Annotated in this window: 2 rRNA genes; both read left to right on the forward strand. The window is 55.2% G+C overall.

Annotation, left to right across the window (positions count from 1 at the left end):
• Window positions 1-41: 41 nt before the first annotated feature.
• Window positions 42-3,171: ribosomal RNA gene (locus tag EDF42_RS00900) — 23S ribosomal RNA — on the forward strand.
• A 147-nt stretch (window positions 3,172-3,318) separates the two neighbouring features.
• A 5S ribosomal RNA gene (gene rrf, locus EDF42_RS00905) occupies window positions 3,319-3,435 on the forward strand.
• Window positions 3,436-3,442 lie beyond the last annotated feature (7 nt).

The following is a 3,442-nucleotide window of genomic DNA, read 5'->3' on the forward strand; positions in this document are numbered from 1 at the left end:
CCGTGTTGTGGGTGATGACGGATCGCAATTTTAATCTTTGTGGTCAAGTTTCTAAGAGCAAACGGTGGATGCCTTGGCATCTGGAGCCGAAGAAGGACGTAGAAATCTGCGATAAGCCTCGGGGAGCTGATAATCGAGCCCTGATCCGAGGATTTCCGAATGGGGAAACCCCGCTGGGCGCTTTTGTGACCTGGTGACTCCCGCCTGAATATATAGGGCGGGTAGAGGGAACGTGGGGAAGTGAAACATCTCAGTACCCACAGGAAGAGAAAACAACATGTGATTCCGTGAGTAGTGGCGAGCGAAAGCGGATGAGGCTAAACCGATCATGTGTGATAGCCGGCGGGCGTTGCATGGTCGGGGTTGTGGGACACGTCACTCAGTTCTGCCGGACTGGGGCGGTTACAGCGCATCATAGTCGAACCGGTTTGAAAGCCGGGCCGTAGTGGGTGCCAGCCCCGTAGACGAAATGGTGTTATGGCCGGATGTGTATCCCAAGTAGCACGGGGCCCGAGAAATCCCGTGTGAATCTGTCAGGACCACCTGATAAGCCTAAATACTCCCAGATGACCGATAGCGGACAAGTACCGTGAGGGAAAGGTGAAAAGTACCCCGGGAGGGGAGTGAAATAGTACCTGAAACCGTTTGCTTACAAACCGTCGGAGCCTCCTTAGTAGGGGTGACGGCGTGCCTTTTGAAGAATGAGCCTGCGAGTTAGTGATATGTGGCGAGGTTAACCCGTGTGGGGCAGCCGTAGCGAAAGCGAGTCTGAATAGGGCGTTTGAGTCGCATGTTCTAGACCCGAAGCGAAGTGATCTATCCATGGCCAGGTTGAAGCGACGGTAAGACGTCGTGGAGGACCGAACCCACTTCAGTTGAAAATGGAGGGGATGAGCTGTGGATAGGGGTGAAAGGCCAATCAAACTTCGTGATAGCTGGTTCTCTCCGAAATGCATTTAGGTGCAGCGTTGCGTGTTTCTCGCCGGAGGTAGAGCTACTGGATGGCCGATGGGCCTCAACAGGTTACTGACGTCAGCCAAACTCCGAATGCCGGTGAGTGAGAGCGCAGCAGTGAGACGGTGGGGGATAAGCTTCATCGTCGAGAGGGAAACAACCCAGACTACCAACTAAGGTCCCTAAGCGTGTGCTAAGTGGGAAAGGATGTGGAGTTGCATAGACAACCAGGAGGTTGGCTTAGAAGCAGCCACCCTTGAAAGAGTGCGTAATAGCTCACTGGTCAAGTGATTCCGCGCCGACAATGTAACGGGGCTCAAGCACACCACCGAAGTTGTAGATTTCGCACACTCGACAAGCCTTCGTGGTTCAGTCGTGCGGAGTGGTAGGAGAGCGTCGTGTGGCGAGTGAAGCGGCGGAGTGATCCAGCCGTGGACGCTACACGAGTGAGAATGCAGGCATGAGTAGCGAAAGACGGGTGAGAAACCCGTCCTCCGAAAGACCAAGGGTTCCAGGGCCAGGTTAATCCGCCCTGGGTAAGTCGGGACCTAAGGCGAGGCCGACAGGCGTAGTCGATGGACAACGGGTTGATATTCCCGTACCGGCGAACAACCGCCCAAGCTAATCCAGTGGTGCTAAGAGTCCTAACCCGGATCAACCGGATCCCTTCGGGGTGATGGTGGCCGGTCTAACGCTCGACCCCATGCTGGTGCGGTTAGCGTATGAACAGGTGTGACGCAGGAAGGTAGCTGAGCCAGGCGATGGTATCCGTAAGGTGAACCTGGTGTAAGGATGTAGGGCTGACGATAGGCAAATCCGTCGTCTGTGTGCCTGAGATCCGACGCGTACCCGTAAGGGGAAATCAGTGATCCTATGCTGCCGAGAAAAGCATCGACGCGAGGTTGCAGCCGCCCGTACCCGAAACCGACTCAGGTGGTCAGGTAGAGAATACCAAGGAGATCGAGAGAATCGTGGTTAAGGAACTCGGCAAAATGCCCCCGTAACTTCGGGAGAAGGGGGGCCGGACACGTGACCGGACTTTGCTCCGTGAGCGTTGAAGGCCGCAGAGACCAGTGGGAAGCGACTGTTTACTAAAAACACAGGTCCGTGCGAAGTCGCAAGACGATGTATACGGACTGACGCCTGCCCGGTGCTGGAAGGTTAAGAGGAAGGGTTAGCCTTTGGGCGAAGCTCTGAATTTAAGCCCCAGTAAACGGCGGTGGTAACTATAACCATCCTAAGGTAGCGAAATTCCTTGTCGGGTAAGTTCCGACCTGCACGAATGGCGTAACGACTTCCCAGCTGTCTCAACCGCGAACTCGGCGAAATTGCACTACGAGTAAAGATGCTCGTTACGCGCAGCAGGACGGAAAGACCCCGTGACCTTTACTACAGTTTGGTATTGGTGTTCGGTGTGGCTTGTGTAGGATAGGTGGGAGACTGTGAAGCGGGCACGCTAGTGTTCGTGGAGTCATTGTTGAAATACCACTCTGGTCACTCTGGATGTCTAACGTAGGACCCTGATCGGGTTCATGGACAGTGCCTGATGGGTAGTTTAACTGGGGCGGTTGCCTCCCAAAGAGTAACGGAGGCGCCCAAAGGTTCCCTCAACCTGGTTGGCAATCAGGTGGCGAGTGTAAGTGCACAAGGGAGCTTGACTGTGAGACTGACAGGTCGAGCAGGGACGAAAGTCGGGACTAGTGATCCGGCAGTGGCTTGTGGAAGCGCTGTCGCTCAACGGATAAAAGGTACCTCGGGGATAACAGGCTGATCTTGCCCAAGAGTCCATATCGACGGCATGGTTTGGCACCTCGATGTCGGCTCGTCGCATCCTGGGGCTGGAGTAGGTCCCAAGGGTTGGGCTGTTCGCCCATTAAAGCGGTACGCGAGCTGGGTTTAGAACGTCGTGAGACAGTTCGGTCCCTATCCGCTGCGCGCGTTGGAAATTTGAGAAGATCTATCCCTAGTACGAGAGGACCGGGATGGACGAACCTCTGGTGTGTCAGTTGTTCTGCCAAGGGCACCGCTGATTAGCTACGTTCGGACCGGATAACCGCTGAAAGCATCTAAGCGGGAAGCCGTCTTCGAGATGAGATTTCCATGCACCTTGAGTGTGAGAGGCTCCCAGCAGACTACTGGGTTGATAGGCCGGATGTGGAAGCGGGGACTAACGACCCGTGGAGCTGACCGGTACTAATAAGCCGAAGACTTGATAACACACTGATTTCCGTGCACTTGTTGCACGGGCTCGCGTCCACTTTGTGGTTCCCGACAGACGATCGGGAATCAAACTGAATACACCGCTCTGCCCATTCGTGGGTAGCAGCCGGAACATGTTTGAGACCAGATCATGGTCGATAGTGTTCCGGTGGTCATAGCGAGAGGGAAACGCCCGGTCACATTCCGAACCCGGAAGCTAAGCCTCTCAGCGCCGATGGTACTGCAAGGGGGACCTTGTGGGAGAGTAGGACGCCGCCGGACTTAACGT

It is taken from the genome of Curtobacterium sp. PhB172 (assembly GCF_003752545.1).
Classification (GTDB): Bacteria; Actinomycetota; Actinomycetes; order Actinomycetales; family Microbacteriaceae; genus Curtobacterium.